Consider the following 19369-nt stretch of genomic DNA (forward strand, 5'->3'; position numbering starts at 1 on the left):
CTTACGCCACCCTGTTGTGTTGCTGCAGAACTGCCTGGTGCTTACTTGGCTGCCGGTTGGCCGCCTACCACTTCCAGCACTTCCTGCTTGCCATTCTTCACCTGGTAAACGGTGATTGCGCCATCTTTCAGGTCGCCCTTGTCGTCAAAGCTGATCTTGCCGGTCAGGCCGCTGTAGTCGGTCTTGGCCATTTCCGGCAGGTACTTGGCCGGGTCAGCCGAGCCGGCACGCTTCATGGCTTCAACCAGCACCATCAGAGCGTCGTAGGAGTTCGGTGCATACAGCTGTACGTCGACATTGAACTTGGTCTTGAAGTTGGCAAAGAAATCCTTGGCACCAGCGCCCGAGAGGCTTTCTTTCGGCTGGCCAGGCTGGGTGGTGATGGTGCCTTCGGCATCGGGGCCGGCGAGCTTGATGAATTCGCCGGTCGACAGGCCGTCAGCGCCGAGCAGCTGCGCTTTCACGCCGAGCTTGGTCATCTGTTTCTTCAGCGGGGCACCTTGTGCATCCATGCCGCCGAAGAAGATCAGTTCCGGCTGGGCGGACTTCACATTGGTCAGGATCGAGGAGAAATCATTCTCCTGCGGGCTGGTGAATTCGCGCTTCACGACTTCGGCACCTGCTGCCTTGGCGGCTTTTTCGAACTCGTCGGCCAGGCCCTGGCCGTAGGCGGTGCGGTCGTCGATGATGGCGACTTTCTTCACTTTCAGCTTCTCAACCGCGTAGCTGCCGAGCACCTTGCCCTGCTGTGCGTCGTTGGCAATCATGCGGAAGGTGGTCTTGAAGCCCTGCGCAGTGAACGGAATCGCGGTTGAGGACGGTGTCAGCTGCGGGATGCCGGCCTCGGAATAGATCTTGGATGCCGGGATGGTGGCACCGGACGTCACGTGGCCGACCACGCCGGCCACCTTGGCGTCAACCAGACGCTGGGCAACTGCGGTGGCGGTCTTCGGGTCCGCCTGGTCATCTTCGGCGACCACTTCGATCTTGTATTTCTTGCCGCCCAGCTCGATGCCGCCTGCGGCATTCACATCGTCAGCCGCCATGCGCACGCCGAATTCGGTGTCCTTGCCGATGTGGGCCAGCGGGCCGGTCAGCGGGCCGGCCACGCCGATCTTGATCACTTCGCCGGCAGCGGCAGCGCTGCTGGCAGCGGGTTCGGATGCGGCATTCTGGGCGGCATCCTGTTTCTGGCAGGCGGTCAGGGCGACGGCGGTCGCAACGGCCATCAGGCTATAGCGGGCAATGGTCATGTGTATTCCTTGGTGCAAAACTGGGCAAAAATGGGGGCATGGCTAACGCGGCCATGAGGGCGCGAAAAGCATATTCGGGTGTGAGTGAAGCGGGAGTGAATAGGGAGTTTCCCGCATCGACCGGTACAGTTCGTGCAAAAAGAAGTTGGCACAGTGTGCTGTGATGCCGTCTGTACGTGGTGCTGTGGGGGTGAACTGTACCGGCTTGCTGCACTCAGACGGCCATGTCGATCTGCTGCAGGGTGCCTGCTGTGCCGCTTTCCTTCAGGTAAATACCGCTGGCGCGCATTGTCCCGAGACTGGTGTTCTGGGCCGTATTGAGGCTGAAATCGGCCTTGCTGTTGCCAAGGTAGAGCGCACCGATGCCAAGGCTGGCGAGTGTAACCAGCTTGTCCTGCCCGCTGTCGTCTTTCAGCCACAGTTTGAGTTTGGCAAACACGTCGTCGCCAGCATCAATCCAGCCGTTGGCATCAAGGTCGAGCGTGGCGAGGTCGGCAAAGCCGTCACCGCTCAGGGTGCCGAACAGTTCGTTGCCATCATTCACCTTGCCGTCGCCGTTGCGGTCCAGCGCCAGGAATGCGCTGCCGCGCGTGAGGAGCGAGATGTTGTCTTTCCGGCCATCACTGTCGATGTCGAAGCTGAAGGTGCGCTCGGACAGCGTGGCGGCCGGCGCATCATAGTTGAGTACCAGCGGGTCTTTCTGCGGCCTTGCCGCGCTGCCGGTGGTGATATTGATGTTCACTTCCTCGTGGTAGCTGCGCGCAAGCGTCAGCTCGCTCTGGAAACTGATTTCGCGGCCATCCGCAGTGCGTACCACCCCAGCTGCGGCGTAGTGTGTGGTCTCCGCTTCGCTGAATTCGCGGTGGTAATCAATGCGCGCGCCATTTTGCGGGGAAGATGGCGTGGTGCTTGCCGGCGCACTGTTGCTACCACCATCCAGATTCACGGCGGGAGCCAGTTCGATTTCGATGCCCAGCATTGCTTCCAGCAGGCTGCGGATCAGGCGGATGCGCGGGTCGAGGTTTTCTTCTGCGGCCTTTTCATCGACCGGATCAAGCGCTCGCTGGCGGCCCGCGCCAGACAGCTCGACCTCCTGGCGTGGCGCCGGCGGCGGTGCTGCGCGCTCGATACGGATGCTCAGGGTTTCCTGCGTGCTCTGGCGGTATTGCCGCTGGGCCGCCATGGCGACGGTGCTGTCTGTGATGCGCATGACGGCATCTCCGGTAAACGGGTGTATGCACGTTTATCGGCGCGGACCCGGCGATGCTTAGAGCTGCCCGGCCTCGGCCAGCGATTCGACCCGATGGGCGGCAACGATGAAGTGATCAAGCAGGCGGATTTCGACCAGTTCGAGTGCTGCCTGCAGCTGACGCGTGAGCGCGAGATCGGCCGCCGAGGCGGTGGCCTGCCCGGACGGGTGGTTGTGCGCGACAATGACGGCCGCCGCGTTGACGGCCAGTGCGCGCTTGACCACCTCGCGCGGGTAGACACGCGTTTCCGACAGGCTGCCCCTGAACAGCATCTCGGCGCTGAGCAGCCGGTGCTGCTGGTCGAGAAACAGCGCGTGAAATTCCTCATGGGGCAGACCGCGCAGGCGCAAACCCAGAAAGGCGCGCACGCTGTGCGGGCTGGTGAAGGCATCGCGTTCGGCCAGTTCTTCTTTGAGTGCGCGGCGCGCCATTTCCAGCACGGCCTGCAGCTGCGCAAATTTGGCCGATCCCATGCCGGGAATGGCGGATAGCTGCGGCAGGCTGGCGGCGAAAAGGGCCTGCAGGCTGCCAAAATGAGTGAGCAACTCGTGCGCCAGATCGACCGCGCTTTTGCCTGGCAGGCCGACGCGCAGGAAAATGGCCAGCAGTTCGGCATCATTCAGGATGCCGGCGCCGTGCTGCAGCAGTTTTTCGCGCGGGCGTTCTGCGGCGGGCCAGTCGGTAATGGACATGCGTGATTCCTTGCCGGATGGCGGAAGTGCTCCCGGTTTGCTGGCATCGCCCGGTCATGCCGGGAAAGTCGCGCGCAGGCGGTTTTTCAACAGACTGCGCGCCGGGTTGCGTTAAACTACTTCATCGCTATAGCAGTGCTTACAGGTAGAGTCAAAACATGCAGAAACGCATTGTGCTGGGGATTACCGGCGGGGTTGCCGCCTACAAGAGCGCCGAGCTGACCCGGCTGCTGGTTAAGGCTGGGCATTCTGTCCACGTCGTCATGACCGAAGCCGCGACCGAATTCGTCACGCCCGCCACCTTCCAGGCGCTGTCGGGCAATCCGGTGCACACGGCGCTGTGGAACAGCAGCGTCAGCAACTCGATGGCGCACATCAACCTCACGCGCGAAGCCGATCTGCTGCTGGTAGCGCCGGCTTCCGCCAATTTCATCGCCAAGGTTGCCAACGGCATTGCCGATGATCTGCTGACGACGCTGGTGGCGGCGCGAACCAGCCCGCTGGCGGTCGCCCCGGCGATGAACAGGCAGATGTGGGAAAACCCGCCCAATCAGCGCAATGTCGAGCAACTGAAAGAAGATGGCGCGCTCATTCTTGGCCCCGCATCGGGCAGCCAGGCCTGCGGCGAGGTCGGCATGGGGCGCATGCTTGAACCCGGGCAGCTGTTCGAAGAAGTCGAAGCCTGGTTCCAGCCCAAACTGCTGGCGGGAAAACGCGTGCTGATTACCGCCGGGCCAACGTTCGAGCGCATCGACGCCGTGCGCGGCATTACCAATACCAGTTCGGGCAAAATGGGCTTTGCGATTGCCCGTGCCGTTGCCGAGGCTGGCGCCACGGTAACGCTGGTGGCCGGCGAAACCGCACTGGCGACACCGCTGGCTTGCCAGCGCATTGACGTGAAATCGGCGCAGGAGATGCTCAGCGCCGTGCAGACGCATGTTGCAGCCAGCGATCTGTTCATCAGTGTGGCGGCAGTGGCCGACTACTATGTGCTCAACCAGAGCGAACACAAGATCAAGAAAGACGCGCACATCCTCACGCTGGAGCTCGCGCCGAATCCCGACATTCTGGCCAGCGTCGCCTGCGCGGAAAATCCGCCGTTCTGTGTCGGCTTTGCCGCCGAATCGGAAAACCTGCTCGAATATGGCGAAGCGAAAAGGAAGCGCAAGCAGTTGCCGCTGCTGGTCGCCAATCTGGTGCAGACCGCCATGGGCGCGGATGACAATGAAGTGATCCTGCTCGACGACGACGGCCAGCACCGCCTGCCGCGCGCACCCAAGCAGGAAATCGCCCGTCGCCTGGTCGCGCACATTGCCCGCCTGTATCCGCGCTGGAAAGAGGGACGATGACACGGGCAGGCCTGCTTTTCCCCTTGCTGGCAGTGCTGCTGGTGGCGTGCAGCCGGCAGGAGCAGCTGAAAATCGACAGCATTGGCGCGGAGGACGAATTCATTGTGAATTTCAGCTCTCCCGCTGCGGCGCTCGACTCCGAGCGTTTCTACCTGACGTGTGATCTGGGGGCCGGTTTCTGGCCGGACGGGGAAACGTCGGGCCCCCGTTTCTATCTGATCGGCCGGCAGATCGAAAAAGCCGGCGCAGCAAGCGCAGGCTGGCAAAATTACCGGGCGCGGATGTCGTTTGACAGTACGGATCGTGACCAGCTGCGGGCAGCAAGCAAAGCCGAAGTCGCCAGCGTGCTGGCTGCCCGGCAAAACATCGACTGCCGGCTGGCCGCAAAAAGCTGGCATATGGGGCAACCCGAGCCGATCAGCAGTGTGGCTGCGCTACCGCTCGCGGCGGCCAGGCAGTGGCTTGCCGCGAATGAAAAGTGGGCGAACTTTTGATGGTTTTTCCAACCTGGCTCATGTGTTGAATTCAATAACGACAGGAGATGAACATGGCTGTGCTTGATGTAAAAATTCTGGATGAACGTCTGCGTGACAATCTGCCTGCCTATGCCACACCGGGCGCCGCCGGCCTGGACCTGCGTGCCTGCCTTGATGCTCCGCTTGAACTTGCCCCGGGTGCTACCACGCTGGTGCCGACCGGCATGGCAATTCATCTGAATGATCCCGGTCTGGCGGCCATGATCCTGCCGCGCTCGGGCCTGGGTCACAAGCATGGCATCGTGCTGGGCAATCTGGTCGGCCTGATCGATTCCGACTATCAGGGCCAGCTGTTCGTTTCAGTCTGGAACCGTGGCCAGAGCAGCTTCACCATCCAGCCGCTGGAGCGCATCGCGCAACTCGTGATTGTCCCGGTGGTGCAGGTGGAATTCAATCTGGTCGACGAATTCAGCGAATCCGACCGCGGCGAAGGCGGTTTTGGCAGCACCGGCAAGCACTGAGCTGCACATGACGGAGACCAGTTGCTTCCGGCGCGAATACATCGCGCGTTTCAACCGCGTGCTCGATCATATCGACCGCCATCTGGCCGACGAGCTGCGGCTGGAGGCGCTGGCCGGCGTGGCGCTGTTTTCGCCGTTTCACTTTCATCGCCTGTTTCTGGCCTGGCAGGGTGAGACACTGGCGGACTATATCCGCCGCCGCCGGCTGGAAGTGGCCGGCATGCGGCTGGTGATGCAGCCGGACAAGCCGGTGCTGACGATTGCGCTGGATTGCGGCTTTGGCTCGGGCGAGAGCTTCGCCCGTGCCTTCCGCCAGCAATTCGGCTGCTCGCCCACCGCCTGGCGCAGCAAGGGCTATGCGGCGCAGCGCAAGTCGCGGCATGGCAATAGCAAGTTTGGTCAGGTCGATGGCAAGATCGGTCAGGCCGGAGCAACCGGGGCAGGGGATGATGACGGCATGACTGCAGCCACGGGGCTGCAGCGCTTCCAGGAGAACATCATGTCGTTTGATCCCCGCGCCATCACCATCGAAACCCTTGCGCCGGTGTGCATTGCCTATCTGCGCCGTACCGGCCCTTACGGCGGGCCGGGCATCTGGGAGCATTGGCAGCGCTTCAATCAGTGGTGCGGCGCGCACGGCATGCACGGCGGCCGCCCGATGTACGGCATCAGCCTTGATGATCCGACCATCACCGCGCCCGAGCAGTGCCGCTACGACGCGGCCGTGGCCGTCGATGCCGATTTCTCTGCCAGTGGCGAGGCGGCGATCCGCGAATTGCCGGGTGGGCGCTATGCGCTCTACGAATTCTTCGGCCTGCCCGAAGAATGCGGCGACATGTGGATGACGCTGTTCCGCGAGTGGCTGCCCGACAGCGGTTTCCAGCTCGATGACCGCCCGTGCTTCGAAATCTACCTGCCGCGCCATGGCTTCGAGCCGGAAACAAAGCGCTTCGGCTGCCAGATCGCCATTCCGGTTCGGGCGCTGTAACGTCAGGCTGTTTCTTTTCTGCGCAAATGGGTATTGCCATGTAGCCATTCTTGCTGATGGGCTACGTGGTAATGCCCCAGTGGGTATCAGGTGTCAGCGTTCGGGCAGCAGTCGCAGCGGGTCGATGGCCTGGCTGTTCTGCCGGACTTCGAAATGCACTTTCACGCGGTCGGCGCCAGTGCTGCCGGCTTCGGCAACCGGCTGGCCGGCCGCGACCTGCTGGCCTTCTTTCACCAGCAGTTTGCGGTTGTGTGCATAGGTCGTGAGCAGACCGTTGTCGTGCTTGATGATGAGCAGCAGGCCATAGTTGCGGATGCCGCTGCCGGTGTAGACCACCTTGCCGGTGGCGGCGGCTTTCACGGGGGCGCCTGCGCTGGCGGCAATGCCGATACCCTTGTTGCGCTGGCCGTCAAAGCGGTACAGCAGCGCGCCATCGGCTGGCCACTGCAGACTGGGAAGCGTGGCCGGCGGGCGCGGTGTCGGCGTTACGGCGGGCGTGGTTGGCGGTCGGGGCGTGGTGGTGCCACTGCTGCTAGACCCCGTACCGGGCGGCGTTACCCGCAAGAGCTGGCCGACGCGGATATCGGCGGCGTCCGCCAGCTGGTTCCAGCGCGTCAGATCGCTCACGCTCTGCCTGTGGTTGCGGGCAATCCGGTACAGTGTGTCACCCGGCTGCACGCGGTAATAGCCGGGGCTGGTGGGCCCGGTGACGGGGGCGGGTGTGCTGCCGCAGGCAAGCAGCAGTGCGGCCAGCATGGCGGTAACAAGGAGGCGGAAAGCGGCGGCAACGTTGGGCATGGCCGGATTCTACCGTGCATGCCGCTGTTTGCCTCGTGTCAGTTTTCACGATTTTCATGCGAAATGGCCGTGTTCCGGGAACCTTTGCCAGGTTGCTGCGGTCTTTCAGCGGCAGGGTGTCGCCACGTCTGGACGATGCCCGAATCTGATACCCAAGGACGATTACCGCATGAAAAGCATCCTGATTGCCCTGTTCGCTGTTGTACTGTCGTTCGGCGCCTTTGCCGAGCTGGCCGAAGCCAAGCGCGTCGGTGGCGGGAAAAATTCCGGCGTGCAGCGCCAGGCGCCGGCACAGAAGCAGGCACAGCCTGCACCGCAGCAACCTGCCGCGCCCGGCGCTGTTGCACCGAAAAAGAATTCCTGGATGGGCCCGCTGGCCGGTCTGGCAGCTGGCCTTGGCCTGGCCGCGCTCTTTTCCTCGCTGGGCCTCGGCGCTGAAATGGGCAGCCTGATCACCATGCTGCTCATCGGTGCGGCGGCCTTCATGCTGCTGCGCTGGTTCATGTCGCGCCGCAAGCCGGCATCCAGCCCTTATGCCGCTGCTCAGGCTGGCGCGGCCCAGCCGTGGCAGCAGATGCAACAGATGCAACAGCCTGCCGCACAGCCTTTCCCGGCTGGTGGCATGCCTGCCGGCGGCTTTGCGCCACAGACACCGCAAGCGCCGGCCGGTTTTGATGCCGCAGCGTTCGCTCGCGAAGCCAAGCTCACCTTCATCCGCATGCAGGCGGCCAATGACAGTGGCGACCTGAACGACCTGCGCCAGTTCACCTCGCCGGAAATGTTCGCCGAGATCAAGCTGCAACTGGCTGAACGCGGCAGCAGCAGCCAGCGCACCGACGTGGTGAGCATCGAATCCGAACTGGTGGATTTCGAAGTGGAGGGCAACCGCCAGCTCGCCAGCGTGCGCTTCCATGGCCTGATCCGTGAAGTGGAAGGCGCGGTTGCAGAGCCCTTCGATGAAATCTGGCACTTCTCGCAATGGCGCGACAGCGGCCAGCAGTGGGTGGTGGCCGGTATCCAGCAGAACCGCTGAGCAGGTCGTGCCAAATGAAAAACGGGAAGACATTGTCTTCCCGTTTTTTTATGCATATTTAGTGGGTATTGTCACGTAGCCCTTATTGATAAAGGGCTGTGTGAAGATACATCATGCTTTGTGCCGGTAGGCGCAGTAACCGGGGCGCGGGCCGATTTTCGGATGGTTGCGGCAGGTGTTCGGGCGCAGTTCGTAGATCGTGCAGCGGCGGGTGGCCGTATCCAGGTAGCGGCAGTCGCCGTTGGCCATGCGTGCCAGTGTGAAAATGCTCTGCTTGAAGTTGAAATGCTCGATGATGCCGGCCTTTTCCAGTCGCCTGGCAATGGTTTTCGGCTGCTCGTGCTCGGCCTCGAAGGGATCAACCACGCCCATGCGCACCAGATCGGGCAGCTTGACCTCGGCCGGCATCGTACAGCAGGTGGCCTGGCAATCCGCGCACAGGCTGGAGCGGTATTTGATCCAGGTATCCAGCCGTTCCAGCGTGGCAAGGTAGATCAGTTTCTGGGTCATGGTCGTGAAAAGGCCGAAGCAAAGCGCGGGATTATACCCGCGCTGGCGCCGCGCGTTGCCGCGGCCGATCAGCGCAAGATCTTGCCGCAGCAGTTAGCGCAGCAGACTCAGTACCTGCGCGGGGGCGGCATTGGCCTGCACCTGCATGGCGTTGGCCGCATCGCTGCGGATGCGTTCCTGCGCCAGCCGCGAGGTGGCGGCGGCGTAATCGGTGTCGCCGATGCGGCTTTTTGCTGCCGATTCGTTGATGGCGGTGGTCTGCAGATTGCCGACACCCGCTTCAAGCCGGCTCTGGATGGCGCCGAGATTGCTGCGCTGTTCGCTGATCAGCTGCAGGTCGGCATCGAGCCGGTCGATGCTCTGGCTGGCGGCGGAGGCACTGGAGAGATCGACACCGCCGCGTGCGCTGGCCAGCCCGTTGCTGCCGCCAAGGTTTGCACTGCTGAAACTGATCTGGTCGCCGGCATTCGGCCCGCTCTGCAGCGTGAAGCTGTTGCCCTGCAGCAGGGGCTGGCCGTTGAAGCTGGCGTTCTGCACGATGTCGTTATTGCTCTGGCTGATTGCATCGGCTTCGGCCTGCAGTGCCGCACGGTCGCTGGCGGACAGCGTGCTGTTGCCGGCAGCCACCGTGAGTTCGCGCAGGCGCTGGGTGTTTTCGTCGAGCGAGCTCAAGGCGCCGTCTGCTGTCTGCGCCAGCGAGATACCGTCGTTGAGGTTGCGCGCGGCCTGGTTGTTGCCGGCGATCTGCGCGGCAAACTGCTGGATGATGGCACTGCCGGCCGCGTCATCTGCCGCACGGTTGATGCGGCTGCCGCTGGACAGCGAGGCTATCGTCTTGTCCTGCGCGCTGCGTGCCACTTCACCGAAGCGCTGGGTCGTCAGCGACAGGGTATTGCTGGTGATGCTGCTGGAAAGCATGATGATCTCCTGCTGCATAGGTGACTGATTCTTATAACGATACGCCTGTTTTTTCCGGGCGGGGCAGGCCGATGGCCGCACGGCGGACGGGCGGATTGTCCTGCTGGCAGCATGCCGTGCCTGCCTGCTTGACCACTGCCGGCAGGCAAGGTTCGGTCCATCCGCCTGCCGTTGGTCAGGCTGCGGCAGATCCGCGCAGCAGCGCTGCCGAAAGCGGCTTACGATGCAGGCGTTGACTTCGCTGTGCTGACGGAGCTCCGCATGACCCATGCCATCCTGCACCCCGAGCGCCAGTGCGATCTGGCCGCCATCAGCAGCTTGCAGCAGCAGGCGTTTGCCGATCCTTCCTGCGCGCTGGCGCGCCTGATCGAGGCACTGCGGCAGCAGGGGGCGCTCAGTGTTTCGCTGGTGGCACACGCCGAAGGTCGCGTGGTCGGCCACATTGCCTGCAGCCCGGTATTGTTGCCACAAGCCGAAGGGCGCTGGCATTTGCTCGGGCCGCTGGCCGTGCTGCCGGCTTACCGCCATCGCGGGATCGGCGCGGCCCTGGTACGCAGCAGCCTTGCCGCGCTGCGGGCGCAGAATGCAGCCGGCTGTGTGGTGCAGGGCGACCGGGCATGGTTTGGCGAACTGGGTTTCCAGCCGGCGCCACAACTCAGCGGTCTGCCGGATTTTGGCGGCGCCGGCGCCATTCTGCTGTTCCCGCTTGCAACGCAGCCGGTCAGCCCTTGCGGCCCGGTGCGCGTGCATGAGCTGTTGTGCAGCAATGTGAGGAACATCTCCCATTCATTGCAGTGAGGCCGGCAAGCCCCGTGATATCCTGACGCCTTGCTGAATGGTGTGAACACGGGAGAACAACGTGCGTCTGATTCTGAATGTGCTGTGGGTGCTGCTGGGCGGCTTGTTTCTGGCGCTGGGCTGGTGGCTGGCCGGTGTGCTGTGTTTCATCACCATTGTCGGCATTCCCTGGGGCAGGGCGTGTTTCGTGCTCGGCAATTTTGCGCTGTGGCCGTTTGGCCGCGAGGCGGTCAGCCGGCGCGATCTTTACGGCCGGCACGATATTGGCACCGGCAGCCTGGGGGCGATCGGCAATGTGCTGTGGTGCATTTTTGCCGGCATCTGGCTGGCGCTCGGCCATCTGTGCGCGGCGGTTGGCCTGATCGTCACCATCATCGGTATTCCCTTCGGTCTGCAGCACCTCAAGCTCGCCGGCCTGGCGCTGGCGCCGATCGGCAAGACCATCATCACCCGTCCCTGATTGTGGCCCCGGCAGGTGCGCATGCCATGTAAATAATGGCATTCGTACCGTGCCGGCCTTGTGTTACCCTCGGCGGCAGCTGTTTTTCCATCAACTTGCTCACTGCCCCGCTGCATGCCCTGATTGCACTTGCATAGCCCTTCCTGCGAAGCGTCGTGTCGGTTCGACCACCATCCCCGTCGCACGCAATTTTCCCCAAGGAGGGCGGGCATGCACGTCATGCACAAAACCGGCGCAGCCGGCACCCCGGCCGGCTATCAGGTCAGGTTCCAGCAGGTTCACGTCAATGACGGAGCCGAACTGGCCATCCGCGCACTGCTCGACAAGCAGCAATTCCATGATCCGGAAGGCCTCGCGGCGGCGGCCGGCATCACCGCCGCCACCTGGCCGCTGTTCGGCCAGGTGTGGCCATCCGCACAGAAGCTGGCTGACCTGATGCAGACCTACGCGATTGCCGGCCGGCGCGTGCTGGAAATCGGCTGCGGGCTGGCGCTGGCCAGCCTGGTCATCCAGCGCCGGCAAGGCAACATCACCGCGAGCGATTGCCATCCGCTGGCCGAGAGTTTCCTCGACGCCAATGCCTTGCTCAACCATCTGCCGCCACTGGCGTATCAGACCGGCAACTGGGGGCGGGATAATCCGGCGCTGGGCGAGTTCGATCTCATCATCGGCAGCGATGTGCTCTATGAGCGCAGCCATCCCGAACAGCTGGCCGGCTTCATTGCGCTGCATGCCGCTCCGCAATGCGAAGTGCTGATCATTGATCCCAACCGCAGCAATCGCAGTGCCTTCAACCGCTGCATGGCCGGGCAGGGCTTCGTGATGAGCGAAATGCTGATCGATGCGCCCCTGCACGATGGCAGCCCCTACAAGGGCAGGCTGCTGACCTATCTGCGGGCGGCTTGAGCGCCCGGGAAGCCCGCCAGATCCAGCAGCTTTAATACATTTGCATGTATATCCACCAAGCCTTTTTATGGAAATGGCTGTATTGATATACCCTTTGCCTGAAGTTCTGCTTCATCTGCCTGCCTGCCTGCCAGTGCCATGCGGCTGTCTGGCAAGCCGGCCTCCTGACGCGGTATGCTGCGGATATTGCTCATTCGGTGGATCACCATGACAGCACTCTCAGCAGCCAGCCTCGATTTTCTCGCCGATCTGGCGGCGAACAACAACAAGGAATGGTTTGCCGGCCAGCGGGATCGCTACGAAGCGGCAAAAGCGGATGTCGTGCGCTTTGCCGGCGGGGTACTCGATGAAGTGATGGCATTCGACCCGCGCATTCCGGTCAGCCTGCAGGCCAGAAAATGCGTGCTGCGCCTCCATCGCGACGTGCGCTTCAGCAGGAACAAGCTGCCGTACAAGACCAATTTTGGCATCGGCATCTCGCGCTTTGGCAGCAAATTTGTCGAGCCGGGTTATTACGTTCACATTGCCCCGCAAGGCTGCTTCATCGGGGGCGGCTGGTGGTGCCCGGAGGCTGCGGCGCTCAAGGCAATCCGCGCGACTGTAGCCGAGCAGGGTGACGAGCTGCAGCGCATCGTGACTGCCCCCGGATTTGTCGCTGCCTTTGGCGGGCTGGATCGCGAGGAAGTACTCAAGACTGCCCCCAAGGGCTACGCGAAGGATCACCCGCAGATCGAACTGCTGAAACTGAAAAGCTATACTGCCAGCCAGCCCGTGCCAGCCGATTACTACCTCCGCCCCGATGCTGCACGGCTGGTCGGCCAGCACCTGGCCGCGTTGCAGCCGCTGGTGGAGTTCCTGCGCCGGGCTGCACCTGCGCCGGCCAGCATCCAGCCGGGCCTGGGCTGATGCAGCTGGAGTTTTTTGATTCCGAAGTTGCCGGCGTCGATGCCGGTGCCGGCGCACTGGTGATCCGCTTTGCGGCAGCCCATGTGCATGACGCCGATGGCGAGGCGGGCTACCTGCGCGGGCTGGTGCTCACTTTCCGGCAAGTGCAGCATTGCGAGGGCGTGCTGACTGAGTGTTGCGGGCGCCTGCGTGACGGCAGCATCCGCCTGCATGGCTTCAGCGCCGGCCGGCTTGATCTCGCCAGCCCGCCTCAGGGCCTGCTGCATGTCGAATTGCAGTTCGCCAATGGTGCCGGATTGGTGCTGGCCGCCCGCGGATTGGAGATTGCCAGTCCGTCGGATTGCGAGCTGACGGATGTGTTTCGCTGCTAGTCCCGCACCATTATCGGTCTCGCGACGCCTGATTGCCTCGCCCGGCGCAAGATGCGTGGCTGCTGTAACGGTGCATGGATGACTGGGGCCATTCCGACGCCTGACTGGCAGCGCTGCCGCAACGATGGCTGCAGCCATGAATGGCTCGGCGGCCAGTGCCGTTGCCAGAGCCTGGGTTATCTGGGTTCGCGCCGTTCGGCGCACCAGCCGGCAAGATGCCGCCGGATTTTCTATGCTGGTATGTCATCGGTCGAATCGGAGCCTGCGGGCTTGCCGGAGCGTTACCTGCCATGCTGGACTACACCCATATCCAGTCCATCCTGAATACCCTGCCGGATCCGGTCTTCATCCTGACCCGCAGCGGCCTGTACGCCGGCATTTTTGGCGGTATCGACAAGCGCTATTACCACGACAGCCGCTTTCTGATCGGCAAGTACATGTCCGAGGTGCTCAACGCCGATAAGACCGAGTGGTTTCTCGCGGTGATCGAGCGGGCGTTGAGCAAGCCCGGCCTGCATGTGGTCGAGTACGGCCTGTCCTGGCGGGATGTCATCGGCCTGCCTGCAGGCGGGCCGAACAAGGAAATTTGGTTCGAAGGCCGCGTGCAGGCGCTTGATTTTCCGGTGCACGGCGAGGATGCCGTGCTGTGGGTGGCCAGTAACATCACGACCCGGCATGAACAGGAGTTGCAGCTGCGCTGGCAAAGCGCGACTGACCCGCTGACCGGCCTGCCCAATCGCCGCCACATGCTCGAAGTCTTGCGCGAATACCTCGAAGTCTTCATGCGCTATCAGACGCCCCTCTCGGTGCTGCTGTTCGATGTCGACCATTTCAAGATCATCAACGACGATTTCGGGCACGATGTAGGCGATCGCGTGCTGATTGCGATTGCCGAGCTGTGCCGCAACGAGTTGCGTCACACCGATGTTTCGGTGCGTTTCGGTGGTGACGAATTCGTGATCATGCTGCCGCACACCCCGGCCGAACAGGCCGCTCCCCTGGTCGATCGTCTGCGGCAGCGGGTCGCGAACGAGTTGCGGCAGATCGATGGTCTGCCCTGCAATCCGACGATCAGTGGCGGTCTGAGCGAGTTGCTGCCCTCCGATTCCGACGCCCAGCAGGTGCTCAAGCGCGCCGATGCCGCGCTCTACGGCGCCAAGCGGCAGGGGCGCAACCGGATCGTGCTGGGCTAGGGGTGCTTGGTGGCGCTCATTCTGCCTGCTTTTCCCAATTGACAATCATCATGCTGGTGGCTGTGGTTTGTTCACCTTGATTGTTTAGCCTGTAAAAAATACCCGACTAATTATTAATAAATAGAAAGATACTGGTAAGATTTTCCTTTGCCGTTATCGTAAAGGAGTCTGTTTCATGCCAATCAAGTCGGTATATTCCGGTGCAATGCAGTGTGTTCGTGCCATTTTGATGTTTGCGCTTTGCTCCTTGTCCGGTCTGGCGTTTGCTGAAAACTATCTGGGCTTGAGCCTGGGCATGAGCAAGAAAGAAGTCGAGGCCCGCTATGGTGCACTGAAGCCATCGGTAGCTTCGTCATACCAGAATGCCTACACCCTGCCTAAAACCACGACGCTGGCTGGCTTGCCAAAGGAGTTCGAGCAGAAGAAAGCGGCAGAAATCACCATCTACTTTGATCGAGAAGGCAAACTGTGGTCGATTTTTATCACGACGGATAACTACCCCACGCAAGAGCTCGCCCGGGATTTTCATCAGTTATATGCGGCTTACCAGAAACGGGAGCCCTTGATTGAAGAAGAGCAAGGCGATCCATCGCAAGCGGTGATTTCCTTGCGCGACTGCTATTTCCTGCAGGGATTCAGTGTTGCCGAGCTGCAACGTGAATATGGCAAGCAGAAGCTGCAGGCATTTCAGAAAAGGCTGAAGGCAATGAATGCCGATGAACGTCAGGCTTGGGGAAATTTGTGCGGCAATACGGAATATGTCCGCGCACGCTTTGGCAAGCCGGCCAAAGTACAGACACAGATTGCCATCGCCCAAGCGACGTTCACTGCACTCGCTCGCGAAGCAGAATTCGATAAGCAGTTTCGTGGCCTGCTGGACGGCCAGGCACTGCAATCTTCACTTGAGTTTCTGGTTGCCCAGACCACTGTAAAGGCGCCTACACTTGATGCCATGCGTGATACCTACCGCAAAGCCGAGCAATGATCCCAAGTTCAAACGATAAAAAACCGGCTTTGGCAAGCCGGTTTTTTAAGGGTATGCGGCTGTAGCCATTTATTATAAATGGCTACAGGCCAATACGCAGCAATGTATTACGCCATGCTCAGCATCAGGCTATTGAGGCGCTTTACAAACGCGGCCGGGTCATCGAGCTGGGCGCCTTCGGACAGCTGCGCTTGATCGAACAGCAGCTCGGTCCAGTCGTGGAAACGCGCGCTGGCGATTTCGCTCTTGAGCTTTTTCACCAGCAGATGCTCGGGGTTCAGCTCCAGAATCGGCTTGGCACCCTTCACGTCCTGCCCGGCGGATTTCAAGAGGCGCTCCAGATTGGCGCTCATGTCGGCGTTATCCACCACAATGCAGGCGGCGGAGTCGGTCAGGCGATGGGTGATGCGCACGTCCTTGACCTTGTCGGCCAGCACTTCCTTCACCTTTTCCACGACATCCTTCATTTCGGTGGCGGCGGCTTCCTGCTGCTTCTTCTCTTCCTCGTCCTCGAACTTGGAGAGATCCAGCTCGCCCTTGGCGACGGATTGCAGCTTCTTGCCGTCGAACTCGTGCAGGCTGGATACCACCCACTCGTCGACACGGTCGCCGAGCAGCAGCACTTCGATGCCCTTTTTGCGGAACACTTCCAGGTGCGGGCTGTGTTGCGCGGCGGCGAAGGAGTCGGCGGTGATGTAATAGATCACGTCCTGGCCTTCCTTCATGCGGCCGATGTAGTCCGCCAGACTGACGACTTCCTCGTTGGTATCGAGGTGCGTTGAGGCAAAGCGCAGCAGGCCGGCGATCTTGTCCTTGTTCGCAAAATCTTCGCCCACACCTTCCTTCAGCACGCGGCCGAATTCCTTCCAGAACTTGGCGTACTTGTCCTTCTCAGCCTGCTCGTCGGACGTGGCCATGCTTTCCAAGAGGCCCAGCACCTTCTTCACGCAGCCGGACTTGATCTGCTCGATGTCCTTGCTGTGCTGCAGGATTTCACGCGAAACGTTCAGCGGCAGATCGGCGGAATCAATCACGCCACGCACGAAGCGCAGGTATTGCGGCATCAGCTTGTCACTGTCTTCCATGATGAAAACGCGCTTCACGTACAGCTTCACGCCGTGGCGGCGCTCGCGGTCGTACAGGTCAAACGGTGCACGTGCCGGGATGTACAGCAGCTCGGTGTATTCCTGGCGGCCTTCGACCTTGGCGTGACTGAAGGCCAGCGGATCTTCAAAGTCGTGTGCGACGTGCTTGTAGAACTCGTTGTACTGCTCATCTGAAATTTCGGATTTGGGGCGGGCCCACAGGGCGCTGGCCTGATTGACGGTTTCAATTTCGTCACTGATTTCGACGTTGCCGTCCTTGTCGTAACCCGGCGCTTTCTGCATGCGGATCGGCAGGGTGATGTGATCCGAGTATTTCTTGATGATGCTGCGCAGACGCCAGTCGGACAGCAGCTCGTCTTCGCCTTCCTTCAGGTGCAGCACGATTTCGGTGCCGCGGCCGGCCTTTTCCACCGCTTCGATGGTGAATTCGCCATCGGCAGCCGATTCCCAGCGCACGGCCTCAGTCGCCGGAGCACCTGCGCGGCGGGTCGTGAGGGTGACTTTGTCGGCGATAATGAAGGCCGAATAGAAGCCCACGCCGAACTGGCCGATCAGGTTGGCGTCCTTCTTGGCGTCGCCGGAGAGCTGGCTGAAAAATTCCTTGGTGCCTGAGCGGGCGATGGTGCCGATATTGCTGATGACTTCTTCGCGGCTCATGCCGATGCCGTTGTCCGCGATGGTCAGCGTGCGGGCGTCCTTGTTGAACGACACCGAAATCGCGAGCTCGCCGTCGTTTTCATAGAGGGACGCGTGGTTGAGCGCCTCGAAGCGCAGTTTGTCACAGGCGTCAGAGGCATTCGAGATCAGCTCGCGCAGCGCGATTTCCTTGTTGGAATACAGCGAGTGGATCATCAGTTGCAGCAGTTGCTTCACTTCTGCCTGAAAGCCGAGTGTTTCCTTGGCCATGGTGTGAAAACTCCGTATAAACAGTTGGTCGAACAAGTGAACAGCACATGGGGGCGATGCCCGCGGCTTCAAGAGGCCCTGCATGCCGTGTGGATTCCCCTGGCTGATGATGCGTGTCAGGCTTGGCGTGCTATATTGCCTTGATGATAAAAGGGGAGGCAGACATGCAGGTCAGGGTGGTGTTCAACCAGAAAGGGGGCGTGGGCAAATCGACCATCGCGGTGAATCTCGCCGCGGTCGCCGCCAGCCAGGGGCGGCGGGTATTGCTGATAGACCTCGATCCGCAGGGCAATGCGTCACACTATGTGCTGGGCGATGCCGCCCGCATGATCGGCCCGAATCTGGCAGATTTCTTCGAGCAGGTGCTCAACTTCAGCCTGTATGCCAAACAGCCGCGCGAATTCATCCATGCCACCGCACACGACAGGCTGCATGTGCTGCCGTCGAGCCCGCTGATTGCCGAGCAGCAGGCCAAGCTGGAGGCTCGCTACAAGATCTATAAACTGCGCGAGACGCTGCATGAGCTCGAGGGCCAGTTTGACGAGGTCTATATCGATACGCCGCCGGCACTGAACTTCTTCACCCTGTCTGCACTGATTGCCGCCACCGGCTGCCTGATTCCCTTCGACTGCGATTCCTTCTCGCGCGATGCGCTGCTGGGGCTTCTGGCGCGCGTCGAGGAAATCCGGCAGGACCATAACAGCCGGCTGGAAGTCGAGGGTATCGTCGTCAACCAGTTCCAGCCGCGCGCCAGTCTGCCGCAGCGGCTGGTGAGCGAGCTGGAAGAACAGGGCTTGCCGGTGCTGCAGTGCCGGCTGTCGAGTTCGGTTAAGGTCCGTGAATCGCACGAACAGGCCGCCCCCCTGATCGCGCTCGACCCGCGCCACAAGCTGGCGCAGGAATTTGTCGCCCTCTATGGCGAATTGGCGACAGCCGCAGGACGCTGAGCCGGTCAATCTGCAAATGCTGATATAGTAATTCGGCGCAGCAATGCGCTGACGATGAACAGAGAGGAAGACAGCATGTCGGAAATGGCCCCGTCCCTTGGCCGTGTATTGGTTGTCGATGATGAGCCGTTCAATCTGGAAATCCTGTCGGAACACCTGCAGGATGCCGGCTACGACGTGGTGCTGGCCGAGGATGGCCTCGAGGGCTGGGAAATCCTGACCAGCGAGCAGCAGGGCTTCGACGCCATCCTGCTGGACCGGATGATGCCGCGCATGAACGGCATGGAGCTGCTGGCACGCATCAAGCAGCGTGCCGATCTGCAGCATGTGCCGGTCATCATGCAGACCGCCGTGGGTGCGGCGGAAAACGTGCAGGAAGGCCTGGCTGCTGGCGCGTATTACTACCTGATCAAACCGTTCCAGCGCGAAATGCTGCTGGCGATTGTCGCGGCAGCGGTCAGTTTCCACCACGAACGCCAGCAGCTGGAAAAGCAGATTGCCGAGCAGGTCGGTGCCTACCGCATGCTCGTGCGCGGCGAATTCAGCTTTCGCTCGCTTGATGAAGCCCGCCAGCTGACATTGCTGCTGTCCCAGACCTGCCCGGAGCCCCAGCGCGTGGCGATGGGGATTTCGGAATTGCTGGTCAATGCCGTCGAGCACGGCAATCTGGGTATCCGCTACAGCGACAAGACCCGTCTGCTGCAGACCGGACGCTGGCAGGAAGAAGTGGAAAGCCGCCTGCGTGACCCGCACTATGGCCGGCGCCAGGTTCGGGTATTGCTAGAAACCGATGCCGAGCATGTCAGCATCCGCATCGAGGACGAGGGCGAGGGCTTTGACTGGCAGCCCTATCTGGAATTTTCGCCTGATCGTGCCTTCGATCCGCACGGGCGCGGCATTTCGATGGCCAAGCTGATGTCCTTCGACGAGCTGGAATATCAGGGGCGCGGCAACTGCGTGGTTGCCCGGGTGCGCCGCTAGGGGCGCTATTCCTGCTCTAAAC

General features: G+C 61.6%; 21 protein-coding genes. 14 read left to right on the forward strand and 7 right to left on the reverse strand.

Annotated elements, in window-relative coordinates:
* Nucleotides 1-41: 41 nt before the first annotated feature.
* The 3 genes from H559_RS0109305 to radC form a co-directional block, all read right to left on the reverse strand.
* The gene (locus H559_RS0109305; RefSeq protein WP_028452486.1) at nucleotides 42-1253 is read right to left on the reverse strand and encodes a branched-chain amino acid ABC transporter substrate-binding protein; all 1212 of its coding nucleotides are present in this window, start codon (nucleotides 1251-1253) and stop codon (nucleotides 42-44) included.
* Between the two features lie 214 nt (nucleotides 1254-1467).
* Nucleotides 1468-2463 carry an SPM autocatalytic domain-containing protein gene (locus H559_RS0109310; protein ID WP_028452487.1) on the reverse strand — a complete coding sequence of 332 codons (996 nt, stop codon included), beginning with the start codon at nucleotides 2461-2463 and terminating at the stop codon, nucleotides 1468-1470.
* A 57-nt stretch (nucleotides 2464-2520) separates the two neighbouring features.
* Nucleotides 2521-3195, reverse strand: coding sequence for a RadC family protein (gene radC, locus H559_RS0109315; protein ID WP_028452488.1), 675 nt, complete (start codon nucleotides 3193-3195; stop codon nucleotides 2521-2523).
* Nucleotides 3196-3353: 158 nt separating this feature from the next.
* Here radC and coaBC point away from each other — a divergent pair, with 158 nt between their 5' ends.
* Genes coaBC through H559_RS0109335 form a run of 4 tightly spaced genes read left to right on the forward strand, consistent with a single transcriptional unit; the run spans nucleotide 3354 to nucleotide 6529 of the window.
* Entirely contained in the window at nucleotides 3354-4544 is a 1191-nt protein-coding gene (coaBC, locus tag H559_RS0109320) for a bifunctional phosphopantothenoylcysteine decarboxylase/phosphopantothenate--cysteine ligase CoaBC (protein WP_034640549.1), read from the forward strand.
* Nucleotides 4541-5038, forward strand: coding sequence for a hypothetical protein (locus H559_RS0109325; RefSeq protein ID WP_028452490.1), 498 nt, complete (start codon nucleotides 4541-4543; stop codon nucleotides 5036-5038). The genes coaBC and H559_RS0109325 overlap by 4 nt, the downstream gene beginning before the upstream one ends.
* Before the next feature lie 53 nt (nucleotides 5039-5091).
* Nucleotides 5092-5541: a dUTP diphosphatase gene (dut, locus tag H559_RS0109330; RefSeq protein ID WP_028452491.1), complete on the forward strand. Its 450-nt coding sequence runs from the start codon at nucleotides 5092-5094 to the stop codon at nucleotides 5539-5541.
* Nucleotides 5542-5548: 7 nt separating this feature from the next.
* Complete coding sequence (locus tag H559_RS0109335) at nucleotides 5549-6529, forward strand: AraC family transcriptional regulator (protein ID WP_028452492.1); 981 nt, start codon at nucleotides 5549-5551, stop codon at nucleotides 6527-6529.
* A 93-nt stretch (nucleotides 6530-6622) separates the two neighbouring features.
* Here the strand turns inward: H559_RS0109335 and H559_RS0109340 are convergent, their stop codons facing one another.
* Complete coding sequence (locus H559_RS0109340; protein WP_028452493.1) at nucleotides 6623-7327, reverse strand: peptidoglycan DD-metalloendopeptidase family protein; 705 nt, start codon at nucleotides 7325-7327, stop codon at nucleotides 6623-6625.
* A gap of 169 nt (nucleotides 7328-7496) precedes the next feature.
* Here H559_RS0109340 and H559_RS0109345 point away from each other — a divergent pair, with 169 nt between their 5' ends.
* A complete protein-coding gene (locus H559_RS0109345) occupies nucleotides 7497-8360 on the forward strand; it encodes a Tim44 domain-containing protein (RefSeq protein ID WP_028452494.1) in 864 nt (287 codons plus the stop codon).
* A gap of 111 nt (nucleotides 8361-8471) precedes the next feature.
* Here H559_RS0109345 and H559_RS0109350 read toward each other — a convergent pair whose 3' ends face one another.
* Nucleotides 8472-8870 carry a YkgJ family cysteine cluster protein gene (locus H559_RS0109350; protein WP_028452495.1) on the reverse strand — a complete coding sequence of 133 codons (399 nt, stop codon included), beginning with the start codon at nucleotides 8868-8870 and terminating at the stop codon, nucleotides 8472-8474.
* 93 nt (nucleotides 8871-8963) lie between these two features.
* Entirely contained in the window at nucleotides 8964-9788 is an 825-nt protein-coding gene (locus H559_RS0109355; protein ID WP_034640585.1) for a flagellin, read from the reverse strand.
* Nucleotides 9789-10049: 261 nt separating this feature from the next.
* On the opposite strand from H559_RS0109355, the gene H559_RS21660 reads away from it, so the two are divergent.
* From H559_RS21660 to H559_RS0109390, 7 genes are all read left to right on the forward strand, one after another.
* The gene (locus H559_RS21660) at nucleotides 10050-10586 is read left to right on the forward strand and encodes a GNAT family N-acetyltransferase (protein WP_081412970.1); all 537 of its coding nucleotides are present in this window, start codon (nucleotides 10050-10052) and stop codon (nucleotides 10584-10586) included.
* Nucleotides 10587-10647: 61 nt separating this feature from the next.
* Complete coding sequence (locus tag H559_RS0109365) at nucleotides 10648-11046, forward strand: YccF domain-containing protein (protein WP_028452497.1); 399 nt, start codon at nucleotides 10648-10650, stop codon at nucleotides 11044-11046.
* Between the two features lie 210 nt (nucleotides 11047-11256).
* Nucleotides 11257-11952: a class I SAM-dependent methyltransferase gene (locus H559_RS0109370; protein WP_245579357.1), complete on the forward strand. Its 696-nt coding sequence runs from the start codon at nucleotides 11257-11259 to the stop codon at nucleotides 11950-11952.
* A gap of 207 nt (nucleotides 11953-12159) precedes the next feature.
* Nucleotides 12160-12858, forward strand: a complete 699-nt coding sequence (locus H559_RS19690) for a DUF2461 domain-containing protein (protein ID WP_051279199.1) — start codon at nucleotides 12160-12162, stop codon at nucleotides 12856-12858.
* Nucleotides 12858-13229 carry a hypothetical protein gene (locus tag H559_RS0109380; RefSeq protein ID WP_028452499.1) on the forward strand — a complete coding sequence of 124 codons (372 nt, stop codon included), beginning with the start codon at nucleotides 12858-12860 and terminating at the stop codon, nucleotides 13227-13229. Before H559_RS19690 ends, H559_RS0109380 begins: the two co-directional genes overlap by 1 nt.
* A 290-nt stretch (nucleotides 13230-13519) precedes the next feature.
* A complete protein-coding gene (locus H559_RS0109385; protein ID WP_028452500.1) occupies nucleotides 13520-14422 on the forward strand; it encodes a sensor domain-containing diguanylate cyclase in 903 nt (300 codons plus the stop codon).
* Between the two features lie 175 nt (nucleotides 14423-14597).
* A complete protein-coding gene (locus H559_RS0109390; RefSeq protein WP_028452501.1) occupies nucleotides 14598-15407 on the forward strand; it encodes a hypothetical protein in 810 nt (269 codons plus the stop codon).
* A gap of 107 nt (nucleotides 15408-15514) precedes the next feature.
* On the opposite strand, the gene htpG is transcribed toward H559_RS0109390, so the two are convergent.
* Nucleotides 15515-17419 (reverse strand): molecular chaperone HtpG, encoded by a 1905-nt coding sequence (gene htpG / locus H559_RS0109395; protein ID WP_028452502.1) that lies wholly within the window; start codon nucleotides 17417-17419, stop codon nucleotides 15515-15517.
* Nucleotides 17420-17583: 164 nt separating this feature from the next.
* Between htpG and H559_RS0109400 the strand changes: the two genes are divergently transcribed.
* Both H559_RS0109400 and H559_RS0109405 read left to right on the forward strand, forming a co-directional pair.
* On the forward strand, nucleotides 17584-18366 hold the full coding sequence (locus H559_RS0109400; protein ID WP_028452503.1) for a ParA family protein: 783 nt from the start codon (nucleotides 17584-17586) through the stop codon (nucleotides 18364-18366).
* A 75-nt stretch (nucleotides 18367-18441) separates the two neighbouring features.
* Complete coding sequence (locus H559_RS0109405; protein ID WP_028452504.1) at nucleotides 18442-19347, forward strand: response regulator; 906 nt, start codon at nucleotides 18442-18444, stop codon at nucleotides 19345-19347.
* The last annotated feature ends 22 nt before the right edge of the window (nucleotides 19348-19369 follow it).

Source organism: Chitinilyticum aquatile DSM 21506 (genome assembly GCF_000430805.1).
Lineage (GTDB): Bacteria > Pseudomonadota > Gammaproteobacteria > Burkholderiales > Chitinibacteraceae > Chitinilyticum > Chitinilyticum aquatile.